The organism is Parabacteroides sp. AD58, from assembly GCF_023744375.2.
GTDB classification, from domain to species: Bacteria; Bacteroidota; Bacteroidia; order Bacteroidales; family Tannerellaceae; genus Parabacteroides; species Parabacteroides absconsus.
On the sequence record NZ_CP146284.1, the window covers coordinates 1256513 to 1281375 of the forward strand.

General features: G+C 45.1%; 21 protein-coding genes and 3 tRNA genes. 7 read left to right on the forward strand and 17 right to left on the reverse strand.

Translation table 11 applies throughout. The features are described 5' to 3' along the window. Nucleotides 1-78: 78 nt before the first annotated feature. The 6 genes from NEE14_RS05385 to NEE14_RS05410 all read left to right on the forward strand — a co-directional run bounded on the left by NEE14_RS05385 (nucleotide 79) and on the right by NEE14_RS05410 (nucleotide 6110). Complete coding sequence (locus NEE14_RS05385; RefSeq protein WP_251966873.1) at nucleotides 79-1125, forward strand: YeiH family protein; 1047 nt, start codon at nucleotides 79-81, stop codon at nucleotides 1123-1125. A 220-nt stretch (nucleotides 1126-1345) separates the two neighbouring features. Then, a complete protein-coding gene (locus NEE14_RS05390) occupies nucleotides 1346-2044 on the forward strand; it encodes a nucleotidyltransferase family protein (protein ID WP_251966874.1) in 699 nt (232 codons plus the stop codon). A 14-nt stretch (nucleotides 2045-2058) separates the two neighbouring features. Beyond that, entirely contained in the window at nucleotides 2059-2916 is an 858-nt protein-coding gene (locus tag NEE14_RS05395) for a hypothetical protein (protein ID WP_251966875.1), read from the forward strand. Nucleotides 2917-2939: 23 nt separating this feature from the next. Continuing rightward, entirely contained in the window at nucleotides 2940-3872 is a 933-nt protein-coding gene (locus tag NEE14_RS05400) for a CDP-alcohol phosphatidyltransferase family protein (protein ID WP_251966876.1), read from the forward strand. A 15-nt stretch (nucleotides 3873-3887) separates the two neighbouring features. Next, entirely contained in the window at nucleotides 3888-4613 is a 726-nt protein-coding gene (locus tag NEE14_RS05405; protein WP_251966877.1) for an HAD family hydrolase, read from the forward strand. Nucleotides 4614-4985: 372 nt separating this feature from the next. Then, on the forward strand, nucleotides 4986-6110 hold the full coding sequence (locus tag NEE14_RS05410) for an ATP-binding protein (protein WP_251966878.1): 1125 nt from the start codon (nucleotides 4986-4988) through the stop codon (nucleotides 6108-6110). Here the strand turns inward: NEE14_RS05410 and NEE14_RS05415 are convergent, their stop codons facing one another. The 11 genes from NEE14_RS05415 to NEE14_RS05465 form a co-directional block, all read right to left on the reverse strand. Then, complete coding sequence (locus NEE14_RS05415; protein ID WP_251966879.1) at nucleotides 6111-7139, reverse strand: Gfo/Idh/MocA family protein; 1029 nt, start codon at nucleotides 7137-7139, stop codon at nucleotides 6111-6113. It abuts the gene before it with no gap. Nucleotides 7140-7262: 123 nt separating this feature from the next. Continuing rightward, nucleotides 7263-8348: a glycine cleavage system aminomethyltransferase GcvT gene (gene gcvT, locus NEE14_RS05420; protein WP_251966880.1), complete on the reverse strand. Its 1086-nt coding sequence runs from the start codon at nucleotides 8346-8348 to the stop codon at nucleotides 7263-7265. Nucleotides 8349-8395: 47 nt separating this feature from the next. Continuing rightward, the gene (pepT, locus tag NEE14_RS05425; protein WP_251966881.1) at nucleotides 8396-9616 is read right to left on the reverse strand and encodes a peptidase T; all 1221 of its coding nucleotides are present in this window, start codon (nucleotides 9614-9616) and stop codon (nucleotides 8396-8398) included. 198 nt (nucleotides 9617-9814) lie between these two features. Next, nucleotides 9815-9890 (reverse strand) — tRNA-His (locus tag NEE14_RS05430). Between the two features lie 32 nt (nucleotides 9891-9922). After that, nucleotides 9923-9998, reverse strand: a tRNA-His gene (locus NEE14_RS05435). A gap of 85 nt (nucleotides 9999-10083) precedes the next feature. Further along, complete coding sequence (locus NEE14_RS05440) at nucleotides 10084-11253, reverse strand: DUF3667 domain-containing protein (RefSeq protein WP_251966882.1); 1170 nt, start codon at nucleotides 11251-11253, stop codon at nucleotides 10084-10086. A 15-nt stretch (nucleotides 11254-11268) separates the two neighbouring features. Continuing rightward, nucleotides 11269-12498, reverse strand: a complete 1230-nt coding sequence (locus tag NEE14_RS05445; protein WP_251966883.1) for a DUF3667 domain-containing protein — start codon at nucleotides 12496-12498, stop codon at nucleotides 11269-11271. A gap of 124 nt (nucleotides 12499-12622) precedes the next feature. Further along, entirely contained in the window at nucleotides 12623-13510 is an 888-nt protein-coding gene (folD, locus tag NEE14_RS05450; protein WP_251966884.1) for a bifunctional methylenetetrahydrofolate dehydrogenase/methenyltetrahydrofolate cyclohydrolase FolD, read from the reverse strand. Nucleotides 13511-13524: 14 nt separating this feature from the next. Beyond that, nucleotides 13525-14865, reverse strand: coding sequence for a signal recognition particle protein (gene ffh / locus NEE14_RS05455; RefSeq protein ID WP_251966885.1), 1341 nt, complete (start codon nucleotides 14863-14865; stop codon nucleotides 13525-13527). Between the two features lie 345 nt (nucleotides 14866-15210). After that, nucleotides 15211-17442: a hypothetical protein gene (locus tag NEE14_RS05460; RefSeq protein WP_251966886.1), complete on the reverse strand. Its 2232-nt coding sequence runs from the start codon at nucleotides 17440-17442 to the stop codon at nucleotides 15211-15213. Between the two features lie 253 nt (nucleotides 17443-17695). Continuing rightward, nucleotides 17696-18415 (reverse strand): DNA-binding domain-containing protein, encoded by a 720-nt coding sequence (locus NEE14_RS05465; RefSeq protein ID WP_251966887.1) that lies wholly within the window; start codon nucleotides 18413-18415, stop codon nucleotides 17696-17698. A 79-nt stretch (nucleotides 18416-18494) separates the two neighbouring features. Between NEE14_RS05465 and NEE14_RS05470 the strand changes: the two genes are divergently transcribed. After that, the gene (locus NEE14_RS05470; RefSeq protein WP_251966888.1) at nucleotides 18495-18821 is read left to right on the forward strand and encodes a hypothetical protein; all 327 of its coding nucleotides are present in this window, start codon (nucleotides 18495-18497) and stop codon (nucleotides 18819-18821) included. A gap of 14 nt (nucleotides 18822-18835) precedes the next feature. Here NEE14_RS05470 and NEE14_RS05475 read toward each other — a convergent pair. From NEE14_RS05475 to dnaG, 6 genes are all read right to left on the reverse strand, one after another. Further along, nucleotides 18836-18907, reverse strand: a tRNA-Met gene (locus NEE14_RS05475). Nucleotides 18908-19062: 155 nt separating this feature from the next. Then, nucleotides 19063-19371 (reverse strand): chaperone modulator CbpM, encoded by a 309-nt coding sequence (locus NEE14_RS05480; protein ID WP_022455892.1) that lies wholly within the window; start codon nucleotides 19369-19371, stop codon nucleotides 19063-19065. A gap of 17 nt (nucleotides 19372-19388) precedes the next feature. After that, a complete protein-coding gene (locus NEE14_RS05485) occupies nucleotides 19389-20288 on the reverse strand; it encodes a DnaJ C-terminal domain-containing protein (RefSeq protein ID WP_251966889.1) in 900 nt (299 codons plus the stop codon). A 90-nt stretch (nucleotides 20289-20378) separates the two neighbouring features. Further along, nucleotides 20379-21695 (reverse strand): ABC transporter permease, encoded by a 1317-nt coding sequence (locus tag NEE14_RS05490; RefSeq protein WP_251966890.1) that lies wholly within the window; start codon nucleotides 21693-21695, stop codon nucleotides 20379-20381. Beyond that, nucleotides 21688-22632, reverse strand: a complete 945-nt coding sequence (locus NEE14_RS05495; protein WP_251966891.1) for an ABC transporter ATP-binding protein — start codon at nucleotides 22630-22632, stop codon at nucleotides 21688-21690. The genes NEE14_RS05490 and NEE14_RS05495 overlap by 8 nt, the downstream gene beginning before the upstream one ends. A gap of 39 nt (nucleotides 22633-22671) precedes the next feature. Further along, complete coding sequence (gene dnaG, locus NEE14_RS05500) at nucleotides 22672-24786, reverse strand: DNA primase (protein ID WP_251966892.1); 2115 nt, start codon at nucleotides 24784-24786, stop codon at nucleotides 22672-22674. Nucleotides 24787-24863: the final 77 nt, after the last annotated feature.

Consider the following 24863-nt stretch of genomic DNA (forward strand, 5'->3'; position numbering starts at 1 on the left):
ATTTACCGTTCGCTTTTATGAATAAGTTACTGTACCTTTGTCTCCCGAAAACAAGTAACATCATAAAAGTAAAAAGATATGTTTAGCGAAAAAAGAGGAAACGTACTTCACGGAATTTTGCTGATCGCCCTATTCTCCTGCTCAGCATTCTACATTGCAGAATTTGATTTCATCAAGAATCTTTCTTTCAGTCCACTGATCGTAGGTATCATCTTGGGTATGCTGTATGCTAACAGCCTGCGAAACCATTTACCGGAGACTTGGGTTCCGGGTATTCAGTTTTGTACCAAACAAATCCTGCGTGCCGGTATCGTACTCTACGGATTTAAACTGACTTTCCAAAGTGTCCTGGCCATCGGTCTGCCGGCGATCCTGATTGATTCCATCATCGTTATCGCTACAATCCTGTTGGGAATCTTCCTGGGCCGCGTATTAAAAATGGATAAAGACCTGGCCTTGCTGACATCAACCGGTAGTGCCATTTGTGGAGCAGCAGCTGTCCTCGGTGCCGAACCCGTAGTCAAAAGCGAAGCACATAAAACGGCCGTTGCTGTATCTACCGTAGTTATCTTCGGTACCATCTCTATGTTTATCTATCCGGCCTTATATCGTGCCGGCATCATCGACCTGACTCCTGAACAGATGGGTATTTACACCGGTTCTACCTTACACGAAGTAGCACACGTAGTAGGTGCAGGAAACGCGATGGGAAAAGAAATCTCTGATGCAGCCATCATTGTAAAAATGATCCGTGTCATGATGTTGGCGCCGGTATTGGTAGTGATGAGTTTCATGCTGGCCCGTACGGCTGTTAAAGCAGTCAGCAATGCAGGCAAGGCAACCAACGAACGACGCAAGATCACCATTCCCTGGTTTGCCTTCGGTTTCCTGGCAGTTATCGGTTTCAATTCATTGGATCTGCTGCCGACTCCGGTTGTTACGACCATCAATAACATTGATACATTTATGCTGACGATGGCTATGACGGCACTCGGAACTGAAACCAGCATCGAGAAATTCAAGAAGGCCGGAGCCAAACCCTTCCTGCTGGCAGCCCTGTTGTATATCTGGTTACTTGGCGGTGGCTACTTGCTGGCTAAATATGTGACACCTATTTTAGGATAAACAGTCTGTTACAAGAGATATTCAGAAAAGGGGAATAAGGGACAAAACAACCTTTATTCTCCTTTTTGAACAATAAAACTACCAAACGAACCATTTAAGTTCCATAAAACTGTTCCGGCATATTAATAAATTGACATACCTTTGTAAAACTTCAAGTCGGCCAAAATTCAGATAGTAACTATCTATGATTTTGGTCTTTTTTTACGTTAAAAGGAAAGTTATGGATTATGCAATTATAGCTGCTGGCGAAGGTTCTCGCTTAGTACAAGAAGGTATTAAATGGCCCAAACCGCTTGTCCGGTTAAACGGCATACCTCTAATCGACAGACTAATCAACATATTCTTGAAGAATGATGCATCTTCAATCCGCATCATTGTCAATGAAGAGATGACTGAAGTTCAAGAACATCTGAAAAGACTGGAACTGCCGGTTCCTTTTCATCTGCTGATTAAGTCGACCCCCAGTTCAATGCACAGTTTCTATGAATTAAGCCGTCATTTTGGAACAGAAGAACTTTGTCTCACAACGGTTGATACGATCTTCCTTGAAGATGAATTTTCCCAATATATTCGTGAGTTCCAATTAGCTTCGGAATTAGACGGACTGATGGCCGTTACCGATTATATCGACGACGAAAAGCCGTTGCATGTAAAAACTGACGGCAACATGTTCATCCAGGCATTTCTGGATCAGACAGAAACGCCTCAATATGTCTCTGGTGGAATCTATTGCCTGAGACGTCCGGCCATTCAGGTTTTATCCCGCTGCATCGAGCAGGGCATGTCGAGAATGCGTAACTACCAGCGCCAACTCATTGCAGAAGGACTGGCGATCAAAGCGTATCCTTTCAGTAAAATCATTGATGTTGATCATGCCGACGACATCCGAAAAGCCGAACAGTTTGTAACATCCAAATAAAAGATTACAAAAACATGGAGGAAATGACCATTGCCGGTATCCGTCGGGGAAACCGTCTTTCGCCCAACCATATCGGAAACGATGCGGCCATCTTCAGTCTGACTGCAGAACACTTAAGGGAATCAGGTTGCCAAGTCAACGAATACATTGAATCAGACTTATTATTGCATGACCTGAAAGAGAAGGCCATCTTCAATATGGTCCGTGACTGGAAATCGATTTACAAACTGCAGGAACTGGAAGATCAGGGACATATTGTAATCAATTCGGGTTACGGGATTGAGAACTGTACACGCGAGAAGATGACGCGCCTTCTGCTTGACCATCATATTCCGCATCCTACCAGTTTATTCCTATCAACTCAGGCAGATCCGACTGAAGCAATTGAAGAAGCTGGACTGGATCATTGCTGGATCAAACGGGGCGACTTCCACGCGATCCATCGCGAAGATGTAACGTATGTACGCAACCGGGAAGAAGCTAAAAGCATACTGAAAGAATATGCCATCCGTGGGATTCCATCGGTGGTTATCAACGAACATCTTGTAGGCGACCTAGTGAAATTTTACGGAGTTACCGGAACGGATTTCTTTTACTGGTTCTATCCTTCCAACAGGCATTACAGTAAGTTCGGATTGGAAACCATCAACGGGACAGCCCATGGCATTCCGTTCAGTCAGGACGATATGCAACAAATCTGTAATGAAGCAGCCCGCGTTCTGAACGTCCATATCTACGGAGGCGACTGCATCATATCGGAAGAAGGAGAAATCCATATCATCGATTTCAACGATTGGCCCAGCTTTGCCCCATGCCGGGAAGAAGCGGCGCCTTATATCGCCCGTCGGATTTACGAATTAATCACGAAATAAACCGGAAGACAAATCATATAATCATGGCAACCCAAACAAAACAAAAACCGACCCTCGAATCGACACTCAAGTCGATGGATACTGAGGAGTTTATCGATATACATTTTTACCGGCCAATCGGATACCGATGGGCTTTGTTCTTCAACAAATTGGGTATCTCACCCAACACTGTTACCATTGCCAGTATCTTTATCGGAGCGGCAGCTGGTATCTGTTTTTATCCGCATAACCTGACGATGAATATCATAGGTATGCTACTGCTGATCTGGGCCAATTCGTATGATAGCGCCGACGGTCAGCTGGCACGAATGACGGGTAAGAAGACTCCGCTCGGACGTATCTTGGATGGAACAGCAGGCGATATCTGGTTTATCTCCATTTATGCGGCTATTTGTGCACGACTCACACCACAATGGGGCATCTGGATCTGGATTTTCGCCTTGTTAACCGGTTTCTTCCACAGCAAACAGGCGGCGATGGCCGACTATTACCGGAACATTCATCTGCTCTTCCTGAAAGGAAAGGCCGGAAGCGAGCTGTCTCATTCACCTGTTCTGAAAGAGAACTACAAAAAGATGAGCTGGAAAAAAGACTTCATCTACAAGTTGTTCGAAACCTTCTATATCAATTACACCGTCGGACAGGAGCGGCTGACACCGAAGTTCCAGCGTATGATGCAGATCATTCGTCAGGATTATCATGACCAGGCTCCTGAATGGTTTCGGACAGCCTTCCGGGAAAAGAGTCTGCCGCTCATGAAATATACCAATATGCTGTCGTTTAATACGCGTGTCATTGCTTTGTTCGTCTCCTTGTTCATCGATATGCCGTGGCTTTACTTCACTTTCGAGATCATCGTTCTGAATGCGATGCTGGTCTATATGATCAGGCGTCACGAACACATTTGCCAAGGGTTTACCCAAGAATTAAAAGAGCGTTGTCAAACAAACTCATGATAAAAAAGAATGGTTATGCTTACAACAGATAAGATAAAAGGAATCATCTTCGATTACGGAGGAACCATCGACAGCAACGGCCTGCACTGGGCTGAAGTCATCTGGAAAGCTTATGAAGCAGAAAAAGTAACAGTCGGGAAAGCCGACTTCCGAAACGCATTCGTTTACGGCGAACGGACGATGGGGAAAAATCCACTGGTCAAACCCGAACATACGTTCCTCGATATGCTGCGTATCAAGATCGACCTGCAACTGGAATGGCTGAAAGATGAAGGATTCATCTCTCCTGCCAACGCCTCTCCGCAGAAGAAGGAAGATATTGCCCGATGGAGTTATGCCTATGCACGGAAATATATCGACACGGCTCGCCCCATTCTGGAACAATTGGCACAAAGATATCCGTTAGTCCTGGTATCGAACTTCTACGGAAACATCGCATCCGTCCTGAAAGACTTCCGGCTGGATCATCTTTTTCAGACGATCATTGAATCGGCTGTCGTAGGAATCCGAAAACCGGACCCGGCTATTTTCCAGTTGGGTATAGACGCCTTGCACGCAAAAGCCGATGAGATCGTAGTTATAGGCGATTCATACGATAAAGACATCGTCCCGGCAACGACCTTAGGTTGTCAGACGATCTGGTTGAAAAGTATCGGCTGGAATCCGTACACCGGCAAAGAAACCGCCGATGTCGTTATCACCGATTTCCAGGAACTAAAAACGGTCTTCTCCCTCCGATAAAGGCATCAAGAACAAATCCTCTCTATATAAGATAAATCCGGACTGATTGGCATTCTCCCATCAGCCCGTTTTTTATGTCTTCTTCCGAAAGACTAACTCTTTTCCAACGGGAAACTAATCACAAGCATCCGACTTATTATCATTCCGACGGTCGGAGGAAGGATATCCTTCGATCAGCGGAATAGTTTCCTCCGATCGTCGGAAAGTCATCCTCCGGCTGTAGGAAAGATAATAAGTCGTCAGTTTGCTGCTAATGCCTCGGCAGACAAGCCTTAGTCTTCTGCCGGGAAGAACAGACAAGCTTGGTATTCTCCACAAAATAATGTACCTTTGTTTGCCTGCATGGGTAAGAATTTGTAAAACGGGGAAGATATGTATTTCAAGGATATCATCGGACAAGAGGAAATCAAGAAGCATTTGATACAGACGGTACAATCGGGAGTATTGCCTCATGCCCAGTTGTTTACCGAACAAGGCGGAACGGGGGCCTTTGCGTTGGCACTGGCTTACGCCCGTTACCTGAACTGCCCGAACCGGACGGATACCGACGCTTGCGGACATTGTCCGTCATGCTTGAAATACGATGAACTGGCTCATCCCGACCTGCACTTTGTCTTTCCGATCGTAGCCAAGAAAGAGAAGAAAAAAGAAATCTGCGACGACTACCTGCAGGAATGGCGGGCTTTTCTGCACGAACATACCTATTTCAACCTGGATCAATGGCTGGACTTCATAGATGCCGGCAATTCGCAGGCCCTCATTTACTCGAAAGAGAGCGATGAAATCATCCATAAACTGAGTCTGAAAATCTATGAAGCCGAATATCGGGTCTTATTGGTCTGGCTTCCGGAAAAGCTGCACTTGAGTTGTGCCAACAAACTTCTGAAGATCATTGAAGAGCCGCCAGCTCATACAATCATTCTGATGGTATCAGAACAGCCGGATCTGATTCTCGGAACCATTCAGTCGCGTACGCAGCGCATAAATATCCCGCGGATTCTGCCGGAAGACTTGGCAAAAGCCATGCAAAGCCGCTACGGTCTGTCAGCCGAAGATGCCCACTATGTCTCGCATTTAGCCAACGGAAGTTTTCTGAAGGCGGTCGAAGCCATCAGTGTCAACGAAGAAACACAATTCTTCCTCGAGCAATTCAAGACCGTGATGCGAAACTCGTGGGCCCGTAATGTAAAGGCCATGAAGGAACAGGCCGATGTACTGGCCTCAATCGGAAGGGAAAAACAAAAGAATTACTTAGCTTACTGCCAACGGCTGGTGCGTGAAAACTTTGTCTATCGTTTCCAGGCACCCGAACTGAACTACATGAACCGGGATGAGGCGGCTTTCGCCGTCAAGTTCTCCCCTTACGTCAACGAACGCAATGTCATTGACATGATGGACGAACTGGCGAAAGCTGAGCTGCACATCACCCAAAACGTCAATCCCAAGATGGTCTTCTTCGACCTTGCCTTGAAAATAACGGTATTGATCCGCCGCTGATCAGACGGTCTTCGTATGATCAGCCGGATATACAATTCCTAACTGACGGCGAACCTCGTCGATAATCTCGATCGTAATCAGGGAATTTTCGTGACTGTTTATTTCTGATTCCAGCTTTCCGGCCTGCACCAGACTGATAAACTCGGCCACTTCATAATAATACTCGTCTTTGTCCGTTACAGCCGAAATATCTTCAACCGGTGTCAACGGGCCTTTTCCCGACGAAGCTACCGGGCGGGCCTGCCAGGTGACGCGACTGATCTGGTTGATCTTATCCAGCATGAAATTCCCGTCCTCCCCTTCTATTTCCGTCGGTAAAGACGAATTGGCAATCTTCGAATACAGAATCGTTGCATTCATCCCTTCATATTCAAAGTTCACGGCACCTTGTCCGTCGGTTCCGGTAGAAAGGACAACACCCGAAGCACTTACCTTCTTCGGCCTACCGAACAAGACCACCATCGGATAGACCGTATAAACGCCGATATCCATCATCGCTCCATTCGACAACTCAGGTTTAAAGGCATTCAGAACAATTCCTTCCTTAAACTTATCATAACGGGAAGAATACTGGCAGTAAGAAGCGAAGTAACGCCGGATCACACCAGCCTTCGGCAACGCCTCACGCAATACCTGGAAGTTTGGAGTCAGAGTCGGTTTCATGGCTTCCATCAAAGTAACACCATATTGGCGGGAAGCGGCGATCATCTGTTTCACTTCGTAGGCATTCGAAGCCATCGGCTTTTCACACAAGACATGTTTCCCATGCTTCATGCACAAGATACTTTGAGCCGCATGTAGATAATTCGGAGTGGCAATATAAACGGCGTCGATCAGCGGACTTGCCGCCATCTCTTCCAGCGAAGTAAATGTATAGGGAATATCATACTTGGCCGCAAACTCATTTGCTCTCTCCTGCGTACGAGAACAAACAGCCGTCAGTTCGAAGCGCTCGTCCTGCTTTGCTCCGGCAATCACCCAGTCGGTTATAAAATTCGTACCAACGACACCAAAACGAATCTTATTCATAGATACAACAATTAATAGGATTTTACAGACAATGACATACAAGAACAAGTAAACCAGGCTTTAGACAGGATCTATCTAACAACCTGGTTTACCTATTTTCACCGTATCTTATCGTCAAACTGATTATTTACGGAAAGGAGCTTTCACTACCTGAGCCTTTAAGTTACGGTTACGAACCTGAATATAAATCTCAGAACCGACCTTCGAATAAGCAGTCTGAACATATCCCATACCGATACCTTTCTTCAATACCGGCGACATCGTTCCGGAAGTAACCGTACCAATGACTTTGCCTTCAGCATCCACGATGGGATAACCATGACGAGGAATACCTTTGTCTACCAATTCAAAGGCACACAACTTACGGGTAACGCCTTCTTTCTTCTGACGCTCCAGTTCAGCCCGGTTCGTGAAGTTCTTGCCATCGACAAACTTCGTGATCCAGCCTAAACCAGCTTCAATCGGAGAAGTTGTATCATCCAGGTCATTGCCATACAGGCAGAAGCCCATTTCCAGACGAAGTGTATCACGAGCACCCAAACCAATCGGCTTGATTCCTTCCGGCTTGCCAGCTTCAAAGATGGCATTCCAGATCGTCATCGCATCACTCGGATAGAAGTAAAGCTCAAAGCCGCCAGCTCCAGTATAACCTGTATTCGAAATGATCACCTGCTTACATCCGGCAAATTCACCTGTCGTAAAGGCATAATACGGAATAGCCGACAAATCAACCGGAGTCAGACGCTGCAATACCTGCAAAGCCTTCGGTCCCTGAATAGCCAACTGAGCAATGTTGTCAGAGGCATTTTCCAATTCGGCGCCTACTGTATTATGGCTGACACACCAGTTCCAGTCTTTTTCAATGTTGGCCGCATTTACTACCAGCATATATTTCTCCGGCTCATAATGATAAACCAGCAAATCATCAACGATACCGCCCTGTTCGTTCGGGAAACAAGTATATTGTGCCTTACCGATAGGAAGAACAGAAGCATCGTTGGAAGTAACCGACTGAATAAACGCCAAGGCATTCGGGCCTTTTACCCAAAATTCACCCATGTGAGATACGTCAAACACACCGACACCGTTTACAACCGTCATGTGTTCGTCGATAATACCTGTATATTCAATCGGCATATTGTAGCCTGCAAATTCATGCATCTTAGCACCCAGTGCAATATGCACGTCTGTAAAAGGAGTTGTTTTCATTCTTTCACGATTTAGATTTATTCTAATAGATAATATTGTTTACAAAATTACTTCGTTGCCACCAATTCTGCAATCTTGACAACCGTTTCCATGCTCTTCTGCAAAGAAGGAATAGGAATATATTCATAACGTCCGTGGAAATTATGACCTCCGGTAAACAGATTCGGACAAGGCAAGCCCATAAACGACAGGCGTGCGCCATCGGTTCCGCCACGAATCGGCTTGATCTGCGGTTTCACACCGACAGCTTCCATCGCTTCCGAAGCCAGATCTACGATGTATTTCTTCGGTTCCACGATTTCGCGCATGTTATAATACTGATCGTGCATTTCCAAAGATACCATGCCCGGATACTTTTTATTCAGCTGTGCGGTGATCTGCTCCAACAACTGCTTCTTCTGTTCGAACAACTCACGGGAATGATCCCGGACAATGTACTGCAAAACGGCTTGTTCCACACTACCGACCATCGTAGTCAGATGGAAAAATCCTTCATAACCGTCGGTTGTTTCCGGACGTTGGTTGGCCGGCAACTGCGAAGCAAACTCGACCGCCAGCAAAGAAGCATTCACCATCTTGTCTTTTGCTGTTCCCGGATGTACATTCCGTCCGCTGAAAACTATTTTAGCTGCTGCCGCATTAAAGTTCTCGTATTCCAACTCTCCGATTTCTCCTCCATCAACCGTATAGGCAAATTCACAACCGAACTTTGCTACATCAAAATGATCGGCTCCGGCACCAATCTCTTCATCCGGCGTAAAACCAATCCGAATCTTGCCATGCTTGATCTCCGGATGTTCCTTCAAATAAGCCACGGCTGAGATAATGGCAGCCACTCCGGCCTTATCATCGGCGCCTAATAAAGTCGTTCCGTCGGTAACAATCAAGTCCTGTCCGATGTATTGTTCCATTTCCGGAAACATACGCGGTGAAAGAACAATATTCTCGGCTTCATTCAATACGATGTCGCCACCTGCATATGCAACGATCCGTGGTTTAACCCCTTCGCCCGACATATCAGGACTTGTATCCAAATGAGAAATAAAACCAATTGTCGGCACTTCATTATTTCCCATATTCGACGGTAAAGTTGCCATCAAATAACAATTATCGTCCAGTGAAATGTCTTCCAGGCCCAGAGTTTCCAGTTCTTTTACCAGTGCTTCTGCAAACACACGTTGTCCGGAAGTACTCGGCGTCACACCTGTTTCTTCATCCGACTGGGTGGCAAAAGTTACATATTTTAGAAATCTATCTACTACTGTCATCTTTATTCGGTATTAAATATTTATCGATTTTCATTATCAGGGCTAAAATTAGAAAAAGCGGATGAATTAACCAAATAAACCGAATGACAGCTCGAGCGAAAAGAGGAAAATTAAGAAAAGATAAAGGAAGGCAACAGAAAGCGGACAAACTGATACAAACAAAAAAAGGATCTTCAGCTGAAGATCCTTTTTATTGCAGGGTGAAAGATGGGGCTCGAACCCACGACCCTTGGAACCACAATCCAATGCTCTAACCAACTGAGCTACATTCACCATATTAATCTTAAATGAACCTCGCCGCCTGCGGGGTGAAAGATGGGGCTCGAACCCACGACCCTTGGAACCACAATCCAATGCTCTAACCAACTGAGCTACATTCACCATATTGGTCTTCAGCAGACGCTGTTTCTTTAAGACGGTGCAAAGGTAAGTATATTTTTTAATTCTGCAAATATTTCGCGTATTTTTTATTCTAATACATGCTCCGAAATCCAAACCAAAGACAAAATAAACACGGTAAGCCAGACAATCCCATAACTGCCATAAAGCAGAAATGTCTTAAGGACAGCTTTGCCCCAACTGCTCCGTGAATAAACCCGGCGAACAGCCATGATGCTATATACCAGGAAGTAAATCCATAAAAGCCCATAGAGTGTTCCCCAATGACAACCTAACCACCAAAGGAATAGCATGACCGCCATAATAATCAGCAATACCGAATGCAGATGCAAGGCAAATACCAAATGTGACATGTAGCCTAACTTCTCTTTTCGGAAAGACAACTTCAACAGCAGGGCAAAGACCGGAATCAGAAGTAAGGCAATCAATGGCCAATTAGAGGAATACCAGGAAACCAGACGGTTGTATTTCCATTCCGAGCGCAGATCTTTCAGCTCCCGCTTTTGTTGCTTGGCTACATCAACACGTGCCTGGTGAAGCGAATCTTTTTCCAACACAAAAATGGTGTCCGATTTCTCCCAGGCCTGAAAGTCTTCCTGAAAAACCACTTGGGCCAACTGTATCCGAAACGTATCCTTATAAGGAGATTCCAATGTACGGAGCACAGGCTTATATACTGACAGCATAGCCGTATCTGTTACAGTCCAGATAATCGTATCTTCCAGACCAGACTGAGCCATAACGGTTTCATACGAAGTCCTATTTCCCGCTTCTTCCGCATTTTTCAGGATCTCCCATTCTGCCATTTTCTCGGTATGTGTCTGCATCTCTTTCCAGTCATCGAGCAGCGAAAAGGCAAAGATGAAGAACAAACAAGATAAGAACATGAACAGGCGCAACGGATGCACATACGAATTAATCTTTCCGGCATTAAACTCGCGGGTCAAGAAGCCCGGACGACGGAATAAATAATATAAGGTGAGCCAGACTTTACTGTCGAACTGATAGACATTCTCAACGTATTGCTGCAGGTATTTCCAGAAAGGTTGCTCGATATCCAACGCATACTGGCCACATTGCGAACAATACATTCCTTTCAGTTTCTTTCCGCAGTTCTTACAATAGGAATAAGCCGGAGTCCGTTTCCGACGGACACGTTTCAGGCGACGGTATTCAATCTGACGGGACAATGCCTCTTTCCGCTTCCGGATTTTCTCTTTCCAAATAGCTAACTTCATTTCACTTTCCTCCCTTTACATATACTCTGTAAAATCCACATGGAACAGATGGACGGCACACCAAACTAAAGTACCGATAAACACACTGCCTAAAATTACCATATAAAGCACATAAAGCAAACCCGTTTTTATGAATGCTTTCACCCAACCGGTCTGTTCATAAACCTGATGAATAGCAATCCACATATACAACAGGAAAAGATTCATCAGACCGAGTGATACTTCCTTCGTATAAGGAGTCTTGACATAATAAGCCCACAACAGATTTACCGCTACCAGCAACAATAGCACGGAATGCAAATGCAGGGCAAAGGCATAATGTTTCATATAAGTCATTTTCTCTTTTCGGAAGAACAGCTTCAGCAAAAGGGCAAAGACCGGAATCAAGAGCAGCAGGATAATAGGCAGATAAGTTGAGTACCACGACACAAAAGCGCCGAAGTTCATCTCTGTCTCGATCTTATTCAGTTCTTTTTTCACCTCATCTGGTTCTGAACCGAAATAAGTCTCGTCTTCAGCCAAAGCATATACGCTATCTTCAGCCGTTATCGGTAACAGATATCCTTTCTCCAGCAGGATTTTCGGAACCGAAAAACGCAAGGTATCACCCAATTCTGACGGCAACGGCTTGCTTACGCGTCGCATCGTCTTCTGCATGACCGAATCTCCACAGAAATAAATGGTGGTATCTACAGCAGCGGCACGATCCTCAGCACTCAAATCGTCATACCAGAAATCTATTACATCTTCTGATAATTCCATCTGAGTAATCACATCACCGGCAGATACTTCAGATGGTTCTCCTACTTCTCCTTCGACAGACCAATTTATACTATCCAGCGAACTGGGGATCAAGGCAAAGAAAAACAGGAAAAACAAGCACGACAGAAACATGAACAAACGCAACGGATGCACATAAGAATTGATCTTACCAGCATTGAACTCACGCGTCAGAAAACCGGGACGGGTAAAGAGATAATATAAGGTAAGCCAAACCTTGCTGTCGAATTGATAAACATTCTCGAAGTATTGAAGGATGTATTTCCAAAAGGGTTGCTCGATATCCAAGGCGTATTGCCCGCACTGGTAACAATACATGCCGTCCAGTTTGGTTCCGCAATTCTTACAATAGGTATATTGGGGAGTTTTCTTCCGCCGTACACGCCTCAAACGCCTGTATTCGATCTGGCGGAGAATTTTCTCTTTGTGCTTTTGCAATTTAGAGAAGAGCGTTTTGCCTTTCATTGTTAAAATCAACTTAGATTTATATTTTCATGGTAACCAATACATGAAAAAGTTTTAATCGGCAATCTTTCCATACTCTCTTTACACAGAAAAATCACCGATTAAAACTTACTACAGCTCGTATTTACTTATAAATCTCTTTTTTTCCTGCCAGCAAGGTGTTTCGCATCAGTGAAATAATCGTCATCGGTCCTACTCCGCCCGGAACCGGACTAATATACGAACATTTTGGAGCGACTTCATCGAATTTCACATCTCCGCAAAGACGGAAACCACTCTTACGGGTTGGATCAGGCACACGTGTTGTACCAACATCCACAACCACTACTCCTTCTTTCACCATATCGCCCTTCAGGAATTCAGGAACACCCAAAGCTACGATGATAATATCTGCCTGCAGACACATCTCTTTCAGATTCTTCGAGCGGCTGTGGCAAACCGTTACCGTACAATCACCAGGATAAGCCTTCTGCATCATCAGCGAAGCCATCGGCTTGCCTACAATATTACTACGTCCTAATACGACACAATGCTTTCCTTGGGTTTCAATATGATAACGCTTCAGCAACTCCAAAATACCGGCCGGTGTAGCTGAAACGAAGCAAGGCAGACCAATCGACATACGTCCGACATTGATCGGATGGAAACCGTCCACATCCTTGCGGTAATCAATAGCTTCGATCACCTTCTGTTCAGAAATATGTTTCGGCAAAGGTAACTGGACAATAAAACCATCTATATCCGGATCATTATTCAGTTCATCCACCTTACGAAGTAATTCTTCCTCCGTTACATCCGCTTCGTAACGGATCAAGGTTGACTTGAAGCCAATCTCACCACAAGTCTTCACTTTGCTGGCCACATACGTCTCGCTCCCGCCATCATGTCCTACCAGAATCGCAGCCAAATGCGGTACTTTGCCACCTTCTGCCTTGATGCGGGCCACTTCTTCGGCCATCTCCTGCTTCATCTGGGCAGCAGTAGCCTTTCCGTCTAACAATTTATATTCCATGATATCTGATTAATTTATCTTCTGAATCCAAATCCCGGCATTTTCGGGAGTTTCATATTTCCAGACTTCGCATTGGTCAGCATACGCATCATCTTGCGAGTCTCGTCAAACTGCTTCAGCAATTTATTTACTTCCTGGATGGAAGTACCACTACCTTTGGCAATACGCTGACGGCGCGAACCATTCAGGATAGCCGGGTTTTTCCGTTCTTCAGGAGTCATTGAATAGATAATCGCTTCAATACTCTTGAATGCATTATCATCGATATCCACATCTTTCAGGGCTTTTCCAACACCCGGAATCATGGATGCCAGTTCTTTCAGGTTACCCATCTTCTTGATCTGCTGGATCTGGGCAATAAAATCATTGAAGTCAAACTGATTCTTGGCGATTTTCTTCTGCAGACGCTTAGCCTCTTCTTCATCATATTGTTCCTGGGCACGTTCTACCAACGAAACGATATCACCCATTCCCAAGATACGATCGGCCATACGTTCAGGATGGAATATATCCAGCGCATCCATCTTTTCACCGGTTCCGACGAATTTAATCGGTTTGTCTACAACTGTACGGATAGACAATGCCGCACCTCCACGAGTATCACCATCTAACTTAGTCAAGACAACGCCGTCGAAGTCTAACCGATCATTGAATTCCTTCGCTGTATTGACAGCATCCTGACCGGTCATAGCATCCACAACAAACAAAGTTTCATTCGGATTGATAGCAGCCTTGATTGCGGCGATTTCCTTCATCATCTGCTCGTCGATAGCCAGACGACCGGCTGTATCGACAATCACCAGGTCATTGCCTTTAGCCTTTGCTTCCACAATGGCATGCTGGGCAATTTCAACCGGATTCTTATTTTCTTCTTCCAGATAAACCGGTACACCAATTTGTTCTCCCAGCACCCGTAACTGCTCGATAGCTGCCGGACGGTAAACGTCGCAGGCAACCAGCAACGGTTTCTTGTTTTTCTTGGTCTTCAACATATTGGCCAGCTTGCCTGAGAATGTGGTTTTACCTGAACCTTGCAAACCCGACATCAGGATAACAGCCGGACGGCCTTCCAGATTCAGTTCTGCAGTAGTTCCACCCATCAACTGAGCCAGTTCATCATGGACGATCTTTACCATCAGCTGGCTTGGTTTAACCGAAGTCAGCACATTCTGTCCTAAAGCCTTTTCCTTTACTTTATCCGTAAACGTCTTGGCAACCTTATAATTAACATCGGCATCCAATAACGCACGACGTACATCCTTTAATGTTTCCGCAACATTGATTTCGGTGATTTTACCCTCACCTTTCAGCAACTTAAACGAACGCTCGAGGCGTTCACTCAGATTGTCAAACATATAAATATCTATTTTTCGATTATCCAACAAAAATGCGTTTCAGGAAAGACCTTCATCCGCTTCTATTTCATTAATAGGGAACAAAGGTACAAAAAAACACAAAATCATGCCTACCTTTTCCTAAATTCATGCCAGCCTTTCTACAAAAAGTCGAACATTCAAAATCAGAAAACAGATTCAGTAAGAACAGACGAATATATAAATTCATACAAATCAATGAAAATTGAAAATTAATAAATAGGCACGGATTTCGCGGATTAACAAGGTAAATATTTATTTTAAACCGTGTTTTCCGTGAATTCCGTGCCTAATATTTATTGTCTGTCAATCGTCAATTATCAATTGTCAATTCAATCGTAGTTTGTACGCCTTGTCTCCTACCCGCACGATGTAGATGCCGGGTTGCAGGCCGTGGTATTGCTTCAGGCCTATCTGCTCTTCGTTCATCACTACCGCGCCGCTCATGCTGACGATGATGACTTGCTCGCGCTGCGGGGTCTGGACATAGAGACTTCCATCCTTCGTATAGACCTTCACGCCCTCAATAGATTCGATTCCTGTCGGGTCTTCCTTTTCTTCAGCTCCCTGGGCCTTGATGTAGATGTGGGTCCAGATATTATTAATAGAATATTCGCCAGGTTGCGTGCCTTCCTTCAATTCTTCCCAATAGCCATAGTAGCTGCGTTTGTAATAGACTTTGAAGTTATCGAAGGTATAGTTGGCTGTGTCTTTCTCGACATAAAGGCTGATAGAACCGCCTTCGCGCACCACATTCTTGCTGGTGGTGACTTCCACCCCGTCGCACACGTCTTCTACATAGATGTTGTAATAGCTGATGGGATCTACATAATTGGGATCACGATGACCGCACTCCGTACAATAGCCATTCACATAGTGGTGCCCAGTGGCAGGAATACCCTCCGTCTTTGTCTGCTCCACGACCCATTCCTCAGTGAATGTCGCTGTATAGGTCATTTCGCCCATTTCAGTACAAGTAGGGGCTTTGGTTTGCTCGCTTGTCACGGTCGCAGTCGCAGTCTCGGTATGCGATGCGTCATTTTTACATACCCGCTTAGCTGTGCAAGTCGTGTTGTCATCGCTCCATGTGTAAACAGGTTCGCCCCAGTTGTGGCCAAGGGCAGAAATTGCCACTTCCGTGATTTCATTCTTACCCTCAGCATCACTGAAATGCTTACCGCACCTTTCGCAAGTCCAATATTCAATGTTACCATCCTCGATACACGTGGCAGCTTTCTTTTCTGTCTTGGTCAACTGATGACTACCGTAATAATCTTCACAGATGTTTCCCAGCACCACAGAGCTTTCTTCTCCTGTTACACCAGAATCAAGATTTCCTTCTCCTGCGGCGTTCAAGCCAGGATTCTTTTCTTTGTCAAAGGAACAGTCCGTAAGAGTACCTCCGGAATAAGCGCCGATAAAACCGCCAGCCTCATAATCAGAAGATGCAGAGGTTACAGTACCCGCCGCATGACAGGCAGTTGTGATTACATCACTGTTGTCTTCGCCCATAAAGCCGCCGACTTTCGGATCCCATCCGTCAACGCTGCTATCCACATCTCCGTAGGCAACACAGTTATTGAACTCGCCATATTCTGCATAGCCGACAAAACCTCCCAGCCTCCAATCATTTCCGCTCACATCTACATCAGCAGAACAATTGGTATAGGTAGAAACACCGACAGCTTCATTTAAAACAGTGCTAGTTGTATATCCCACAAATCCGCCTAACCCCCATCTGCCGGATACCGTACCCGATGTAGTGCAATTTTCAAAAACAGAACCGTTGTCATTCCCTACAAAACCACCGCTGTTGCTTGCACCGGAAATAGAAACATTCTCTGCATGACAGTTTATCGCTTTTACCCAGCTTGCATATCCGAGCATACCACCGATTTTGTTGTTACCATAGGTACTGTTTACTTCAACAGAACCGGACACGCGAATATTTTCAAACACAACCATGGAGTTTTCATTTCCTATAATATCACCTCCCAAGATACCACCACTACACTCCATCAGTCCGTCTTCGCTCAAATAAACAGTCGCACCAGAAATAGTTAGATCTTTTGCCCCCACTATGTTTCCTGCTTGTCCATTTCTGATACTTCCAAAAAAACCCGCACTGTTCTGATCTCCTCTTTCATCTACAACCATTCCGCTAATGGTCTTATTACTTCCGTCAAGATAGCCCCAAAAACTTTTCTCGATAGAAGTACCGTTAGACATCCATTTGTAAATTCCGATAGGAACCCAACGGTAGGCGCTCAAATCAATGTCAGCTGTCAGAATAAAATAGTTCCCTTGATACGAAGTTCCTTCGCTGACGTCTTTGGATAGCTTGGCAAGCTGCTCCGCAGTGGCGATCTGATACGGTTCATCTTCTGTTCCGGCACCTCCGGCAAAACTACTGGCGGCATAATCCGTCCAAACACCCTCTGGAGTCCCTGCTTGCCCCCAGCCCACTGTTGGGATCAAAAAGCCTAAACATACCAAAAGCGGGAACAACCGCAAGGAAAGTACCCGCTTCTTTACCATTTGTAAAAATCTTTTCTTCATACGTGTTTCTAAGTTTAATTGTTAGTATTCTGTTTTAAACCCAGAAACAAAGCGTAAGAGAAAGAATACCTTCTTTCAAAGACCGCTTGTTTCTGTGGTTTTATTCTCTTCTTCGTTTTGAAGAGCAATCACCCTCCGCCCTAAGGGAGAGTCTCCCTTAACTCTAAGGGAAGATGTCTCTCAGCCCGAAGGAAAAGCGTCCATCAACCCGGAGGGAGGTTCTCCCTTAGAGCTGAGGGACGTTTTTTGACAACTATTCATTGACAAGCGTCAACGGATAATCGAGCGTCTTGGGGACTTTCAGCTTGGCATTCGAACTGCTATATTGCGTCGTAATGCGCAGGGTGTAAGGCCCGTCCAGCAAACCGGTCGGGATCTGGATAATCAGTTCGGACGGCATGTTCTTGATGATCTGGTAGTCGGGCAGTTTCTCGGCCGACTGTGATTCGCTGATCAGGTAAACACCCACGGCCTCGTCGGTGCCACCCACCTTGAGGTTGCGTCCCTTGATGACAAAGCCGAACCCGGGAGAGGCTGTACCGTCTTTCAGACCGGTCTTCTTGTCTTCCACTTCGATCACGTACATGATATCCGCCTTTTCGCCCAGTATTTCGACCTTCGTCTGGGCAATTTCCTCACGCAAAGTCTTGCCTTGCTGGAAATTCACCTTGATGGAATTCTTTTCCTTGTTCCAGGTACCCCCGTCGATCACCCCCTGAAACGAAGGCGAAGCGTAGAACAGCCCCGTGTTGACGGTGTAGCCATTGAGGAGGCTTTCCATAATGATCCGGTTGTAGAGGGTCACCGCATGGTTGAGGGTTTCTTCTTTCAGACCCGTGATTTCGTGCATCATCCGTTCGAGGATGTCTTTCTCGGTTAAACTACCTGCCGATTCCAGCACCAGGATTTTGTCGTCTTTGTTGTCGGTCGTGACGGTATTGTCGGCCAACCAACCTTTCAATACATTTGCCATGGCATTTTAATTTTAAGAATGAATAAAAACGCAAAAAGCCCGGCCGGCTTCATCGGCCATGGGATACATCCCACGGCAAATGAAACCAGCCGGGCTTTCGCTCGAACTATTTCTCTATTATAGACTATGCTTGCTTGCTTGCTTGCTTGCTTGCTTGCTTGCTTGCTTGCTTGCTTGCTTGCTTGCTACACAATTATCTCGCACCACCAAATCATTAGCGGTAAAAGATGTTAATCTTCGAGGAATATTTGTGGTATTCAAAAGCGGCATTGTCATTTTCTTTTTGTTGTCTGTCGCAAATATAAGGTTTTATCAGAGAAGGCAAAAAAACGAGAGAAAAAATGTGTTCCGAAAAACGGAACTTGCCGGAAAAAGAAAAGACATAAAAAAAGAGGATTCAATGTGAATCCTCTTCCTTAGTTGCGGAGGCCTGATTCGAACAGACGACCTTTGGGTTATGAGCCCAACGAGCTACCACTGCTCCACTCCGCGATCACACCTTGTAATCATTGTTTCTTGATTACGGGTGCAAAAGTAGAAAACATTTTTTACTTTGTCAAGTATTTCACGTATTTTTTCTTCTCATCCACCGCAATCAAGAAATCAACAACCATGCTATCAAACACTTATATCCGTGTTAAATATTATCAATAATCAGGATATTCATCCGATTCATACAAATGCAAGCGGTTTTTCAGTCTGAAGATCTCATCTTGCAGTTGTTCAACCCGCTTTAACAGATGGTGAATGGCATCTATACCTTCCAGATTAATGGACAGATCATAATACATCCGCGTGTATTGTTCAACATCTTTCAATTGTGAAACTGGCAAGTATGATTCATCATTCACAACATTTAAATCAATCAGTCCGCCTTCATCCAGCAACAGGATAAACTCCGGATCGATATGACATTTCTGGCAGTATTCACTGACAATAACATATTCTGTATCCATAATTCCTACGTATTAAGTTATGAAAGATGTTGTATCTGACGGAACAGGTTCTTCTGTTCTTCGCTCAAGTTTGTCGGAATGTTGACGGTATAGGTAACAATCAAATCACCAAACGAACCCTCCTGCTTGTAGACAGGGAATCCTTTTCCTTTCAAGCGGACTTTCGCATTATTCTGCGTACCCGGCTTGATTGCCAACTTAACCTTTCCATTCAACGTATCTACAATCTGTTCTCCCCCCAAAATGGCTGTGAACAAATCCAGTGATACGGTAGTGTACAAATCATTGCCCTCACGTTTAAACTGAGCATCCGGTGTAATGACAAAAGTAATGTACAAATCACCTGCCGGACCACCATTTACACCCGGTCCACCTTGGCCAGCCAACTTAATGGTCTGCCCATCGGCTACACCTGCCGGAACCGTAATCCGCAGATTCTTTCCATTTACTGTCAGAATCTGTTTATGCGTTTCTGCAGCCTCACGCAAAGTCAGATGTAACTCAGCCGTATAGTCTTGTCCACGAAATCCATAATTGGCTTGCCGCCTGCCGCCTCTACGCGAACCGAACAATGATTCAAAGAAATCAGAAAATTCGCCCTCATTCTCTCCTGAAGATGACCAGAACGAAGTATGGAATCCTCCATTCTGCTGATTACCATAAGCCTGCTTTTGAGCTTCATATTCATCGGCATGTTTCCAGTTTTGGCCATATTCATCATATTTTTTCCGTTTTTCGGGATCACTTAAGACCTCGTTGGCTTCATTTATTTCCTGGAACTTCCGATGTGCATCCGGATCATTCGGATTCAAATCCGGATGATACCGACGAGCCAGCTTCTTGAAAGCCTTTTTAATGTCTTCCTGAGAAGCATCTTTGCTCACACCAAGAATGTTGTAATAATCTATATAAGCCATACTCAAATCAATTATTTATTAAATAACTTCTACAAGAAATATTCCAAATGCATCGTCCGGCCGTATAAATATCGTTAAAGAGGACCAGCTTCAGGCTTTATACTTAATCCAACGGATAATTTCTGCCACAGACGGCTTCTTTCCGTACATCAATATGCCCGTCCGATAGACCTTGCCGGAAACCCAAACACATCCATAGGCGGTCACAAACAGCAAGACCAACGAGAGAATGTGCTCCCACAAAGGGATGTCATAAGGCAGACGCACCATCATCACGATCGGCGACGTGAAAGGAATCAGTGAACACCAGAAAGCCAACGGGCCGTCAGGATTCTCCACACTGTAAATACCGGCATAGAAACCGAACAGGATAAAGATCATCATCGGAGTCATAAACTGGTTGGCATCTTCCGGCTGGTTGATGGCACTACCGATAGCCGCAAACAGAGAAGCATACAAAATATAACCACCGATAAAGTACAGCAGGAAGTTGATGCCCAAGGTAGCAATCGGAATAGAATGAATGATATCCTGTATCTTCAACACCGTCGGATCAACCGAAGTCATCATAGCCGCCTGATTCATGTTGCCCGACATCATCATGTCGGCCGTTTGTGTAGCATCTCCGCCAAAGAGGAACAAACTGCCTGATACCAGCACTGTCGTCAAGACAGCCCACAGAAAGACCTGAGTCAACCCGACCATGCCGATACCGACAATCTTACCCATCATCAGCTCAATAGGTCTCACCGACGAAACCATCAGCTCGACAATACGGTTGGTCTTCTCTTCCATCACGCCCTGCATCACCATCGAACCATACATCAGGATAAACATATAAATCAGGAAGGTAGACACAAACCCGATCACAGTCATAACCTCTACAGAAGAACTGCTTTCCGAGCCATCATCATCCCACTTGACTGTCTGGACATCGAACGATACCTTACAGTCATCGATGATTTGCTTCAAATCCGGTATCTGATAGGAATCCAGCTTTTCCTGTTCCAGCATAGCCGACAGCTGACTGTTTACTTCCCGCTTCAATCCCATTGGAATCTGTTTCTTGGAATACAAGGTGGCTGCATGAGGCTGTTTCAGCAGATCATCCGTAATAAAGAGAAATGCTTCCACTTCCTTGTCATCACTCTTCCGGTATTCTTCCATGTCGCCTTCTGCCGGAACAAACCGGTATTCATCGGTATTCTTGAATGCCGGGGCATATTTACCGACCTGGTCCAACACCACAATATTCTTCACCTCATCACTTTTCAGGTTTGCCAACCAAAGCGGCACAAACACCATGGCCGCAAAAAGAACAGGCGCCAAAAAAGTCAATAAAAGGAAAGACTTCTTACTTACACGCTGTAAATACTCACGTTTGATGATTAGTCCTAATTTACTCATGATCGGTTGATGTTAAAGGATGATTGGCTACTACTTGAATAAAAATATCGTGCATTGACGGAATTTCTTCCTGGAAAGAAACAATCTCCAGCTGATCGGCCAGCTGACGGAGCAACTCGGAATTGGTAACTCCTTTCTGCTTTTTTATACGGATTTCCAATTCACCGCCTGTCAGTTCTTTCCGGCCTTGCTCTTCAAACAGGGAAGAATTCAGTGTCGGCAAGGCTTCCGCCCCCTGTTTTACCCGTAAGGCATATTGATAAGACTTGAACTGCTCGCGAACTTCCTGCACTGAACCATTCAATACTACATGCGAATGATTGATCAGTGCGATATGGTCACATATTTCTTCTACCGAACCCATGTTGTGGGTTGAGAAAATAATCGTATGTCCTTTATCTTTCAGTTCAAGGATTTCCTGTTTCAGCAATTCTGCATTCACCGGATCGAAACCACTGAAAGGTTCGTCCAAAATCAGAAGCTTGGGCTCATGAACAACTGTTATAATAAACTGAACCTTCTGTTGCATTCCTTTAGACAGTTCTTCCAGTTTCTTGTTCCACCAGGGCATGATGTCAAACTTCTCAAACCAGGCTTGCAGACGTTTCTTGGCTTCCTGATAGGAAAGACCTTTCAGCTGAGCCAGATAAATAGCCTGCTCTCCTACTTTCATTTTCTTGTACAAACCGCGTTCTTCCGGTAAATAGCCGATCTGATAAATATCATCCTGCACAGAGGGGCGACCGTTGAACAATACAGTACCGCTGTCGGGTGCCGTAATACGGTTAATGATTCGGATCAGTGTTGTTTTTCCGGCTCCGTTCGGCCCCAACAATCCGAATATCTGACCTTCTGGCACTTGAATGCTGACGTGGTCGAGCGCCAGATGATTGGCATATTGCTTGACCACCTCTTGGGTCTCTAATAAATACTCCATCTTTATCTTTTACTTTTATAGTTTATTCTTCTCTATCCATTACATTTTCAATACAATCCGCTCTCCTAATTCTTTCGAAAGGACCTTTTTGATTTCATTCAGCTGGGCAATTTCTTTCATGATTGCCAGAATCTGCTCAGAATCAGCAGACGAAAGCTGCTTCAACTGTTCTTGTTTATCCTTTATCCGACGCAGAATGTAGGCCTCTTTAAAGGCAAATAAATCACGTACCACCAACTGATCCAGTTTATCTTCTTCCTGCTCTACTTCCCGGAACTTGAAATGATATTTGCTCAACTGGTATTTCTCACTCATCAGATTGGCTGCTATCCGGCTCACCAACGGATCGGGATGCGCCAGGAAGTAACGATGGGCAATAAACGATTCCTCACCACAGCGATTGGCAGCCTCATCCAGCATCTGCTTGAATATCGGTGTATAAAACGACAAATCATCCCGTTCCAGATCATCCCGAATAAATTCAGCTACCCGGATCACGACATGTTCTTTCGTCTCTTCATCCACATAATCATATAAAATCCGCTCTCCATAACGTACGACATAGCGCAATAAAGCAATTTCAAATGCTTCATACGGCGAACGCTGCCGGCTGACTACCTGCGTCTCTTCCACCGGAGCCGAAGGCGGCATCTCCGGCATTTCGCTGGAACTTGGATAATCTTCCTCTGGAGGTGGCGGAAAATCAGGAGGTAACTGTTCGGAAACAGCCTCTGCCTCAGCCACCGGCTTTTCCTGTATCGGCTCCGAAGCTCCCGTAATTGAATAATCAGGAGGCAAAATCTCTGTAGCAGCCCGGTTTGTGACAGGTAACGGCTGAGCCTGTTCGTTCTTCGACAAGCGCAATTTGTTCACCTGATTCAGAACAACCTGCTCATCAATCTCCATCATGGCACTGCATTCCCGGATATAAATCGTACGGGTTATATCATCGGGTACAATCGAAATGGTCCGGATAATATCCCCAATCAAGGCAGCCCGTTTGACCGGATCGTTCCCTGCATCTGCCAACAGCAGTTTCGTCTTGAAGCGGATAAAATCGGTTTCGTGCTGACGGATAAATTCAGCAAACTCCGTTGCTGTATGCGAGCGGGCAAACGAATCGGGATCTTCTCCGTCGGGCAACAAGACGACTTTTACGTTCATCCCTTCGTCGAGCAACAAATCAATACCACGAATGGCTGCTTTAATACCGGCAGCATCGCCATCATATAATACCGTAATATTATTGGTAAACCGATGAATCAGGCGAATCTGTCCATGTGTCAAGGCGGTTCCCGACGAAGCCACCACGTTTTCGACACCCGACTGGTGCATGGAGATCACATCCGTATAACCTTCCACCAGATAACAGCGGTCGGCTTTCACAATGGCCTGCTTGGCAAAATAAATACCATACAGTTCATTGCTTTTATGATAAATCGGACTTTCGGGCGAATTGACATACTTGGCTGTCTTCTCATCTTTCTTTAAAACGCGTCCGCCAAAAGCAACGACTTTTCCACTCAATGAATGGACCGGAAAGATAACACGTCCGCGGAAACGGTCGTTCACATTCCCGTTCTCGTAGGCAATTACGAGTCCGGTTTTCTCCAGATATTCTTTCTTATATCCCTTCCGTATGGCTTGCTGGTATAAAGCGTCCCGCTGGTCCAGACTATATCCCAACTGAAACTTCCGAATGGTTTCTTCGCGGAAACCACGCTCGATGAAATACCGCATGCCGACTGTCTTACCTTCCACATGTTCATGCAGCATCTGCGAGAAATACTGCTGTGCCCAGGCATTCACAATGAACATACTTTCGCGGTCGCTGCGGATGCGTTTCTCTTCATCGCTCAATTCCCGCTCCTGTATCTCTATATTATATTTCTTCGCCAGGAAACGAAGCGCGTCAAAATACCCCAGCTGCTCATGCTTCATAATGAAATGAACAGCCGTTCCACCTTCTCCACAAGCAAAACATTTACATATATTCTTAGCCGGAGAAACATAAAACGACGGAGACTTATCATCGTGAAAAGGACAAAGCCCTACATAATTAACTCCTCTCTTCCGAAGTGTAACGAATTCAGAAACTACGTCCACTATGTTCGCAGCATCCAATATCCGGTCTATGGTAGGTTGATCTATCATCTTTTACTGTTTCCTTATTTTATAGACAAATGTACGATATTATTTGACAAACAAACCGTTTTAATATTACTTTTGTC

Coding starts and splice junctions, on each gene's coding strand:
- NEE14_RS05460 (WP_251966886.1), bottom strand. CDS start 17,442: ATGAAGAAAAGATTTTTACAAATGGTAAAGAAGCGGGTACTTTCCTTG.
- NEE14_RS05465 (WP_251966887.1), bottom strand. CDS start 18,415: ATGGCAAATGTATTGAAAGGTTGGTTGGCCGACAATACCGTCACGACC.
- dnaG (WP_251966892.1), bottom strand. CDS start 24,786: ATGATAGATCAACCTACCATAGACCGGATATTGGATGCTGCGAACATA.
- NEE14_RS05410 (WP_251966878.1), top strand. CDS start 4,986: ATGTATTTCAAGGATATCATCGGACAAGAGGAAATCAAGAAGCATTTG.
- folD (WP_251966884.1), bottom strand. CDS start 13,510: ATGGAATATAAATTGTTAGACGGAAAGGCTACTGCTGCCCAGATGAAG.
- NEE14_RS05470 (WP_251966888.1), top strand. CDS start 18,495: ATGAAACCAGCCGGGCTTTCGCTCGAACTATTTCTCTATTATAGACTA.
- pepT (WP_251966881.1), bottom strand. CDS start 9,616: ATGACAGTAGTAGATAGATTTCTAAAATATGTAACTTTTGCCACCCAG.
- NEE14_RS05440 (WP_251966882.1), bottom strand. CDS start 11,253: ATGAAGTTAGCTATTTGGAAAGAGAAAATCCGGAAGCGGAAAGAGGCA.
- NEE14_RS05490 (WP_251966890.1), bottom strand. CDS start 21,695: ATGAGTAAATTAGGACTAATCATCAAACGTGAGTATTTACAGCGTGTA.
- NEE14_RS05405 (WP_251966877.1), top strand. CDS start 3,888: ATGCTTACAACAGATAAGATAAAAGGAATCATCTTCGATTACGGAGGA.
- NEE14_RS05415 (WP_251966879.1), bottom strand. CDS start 7,139: ATGAATAAGATTCGTTTTGGTGTCGTTGGTACGAATTTTATAACCGAC.
- ffh (WP_251966885.1), bottom strand. CDS start 14,865: ATGTTTGACAATCTGAGTGAACGCCTCGAGCGTTCGTTTAAGTTGCTG.
- NEE14_RS05495 (WP_251966891.1), bottom strand. CDS start 22,632: ATGGAGTATTTATTAGAGACCCAAGAGGTGGTCAAGCAATATGCCAAT.
- NEE14_RS05385 (WP_251966873.1), top strand. CDS start 79: ATGTTTAGCGAAAAAAGAGGAAACGTACTTCACGGAATTTTGCTGATC.
- gcvT (WP_251966880.1), bottom strand. CDS start 8,348: ATGAAAACAACTCCTTTTACAGACGTGCATATTGCACTGGGTGCTAAG.
- NEE14_RS05395 (WP_251966875.1), top strand. CDS start 2,059: ATGGAGGAAATGACCATTGCCGGTATCCGTCGGGGAAACCGTCTTTCG.
- NEE14_RS05445 (WP_251966883.1), bottom strand. CDS start 12,498: ATGAAAGGCAAAACGCTCTTCTCTAAATTGCAAAAGCACAAAGAGAAA.
- NEE14_RS05485 (WP_251966889.1), bottom strand. CDS start 20,288: ATGGCTTATATAGATTATTACAACATTCTTGGTGTGAGCAAAGATGCT.
- NEE14_RS05390 (WP_251966874.1), top strand. CDS start 1,346: ATGGATTATGCAATTATAGCTGCTGGCGAAGGTTCTCGCTTAGTACAA.
- NEE14_RS05480 (WP_022455892.1), bottom strand. CDS start 19,371: ATGGATACAGAATATGTTATTGTCAGTGAATACTGCCAGAAATGTCAT.
- NEE14_RS05400 (WP_251966876.1), top strand. CDS start 2,940: ATGGCAACCCAAACAAAACAAAAACCGACCCTCGAATCGACACTCAAG.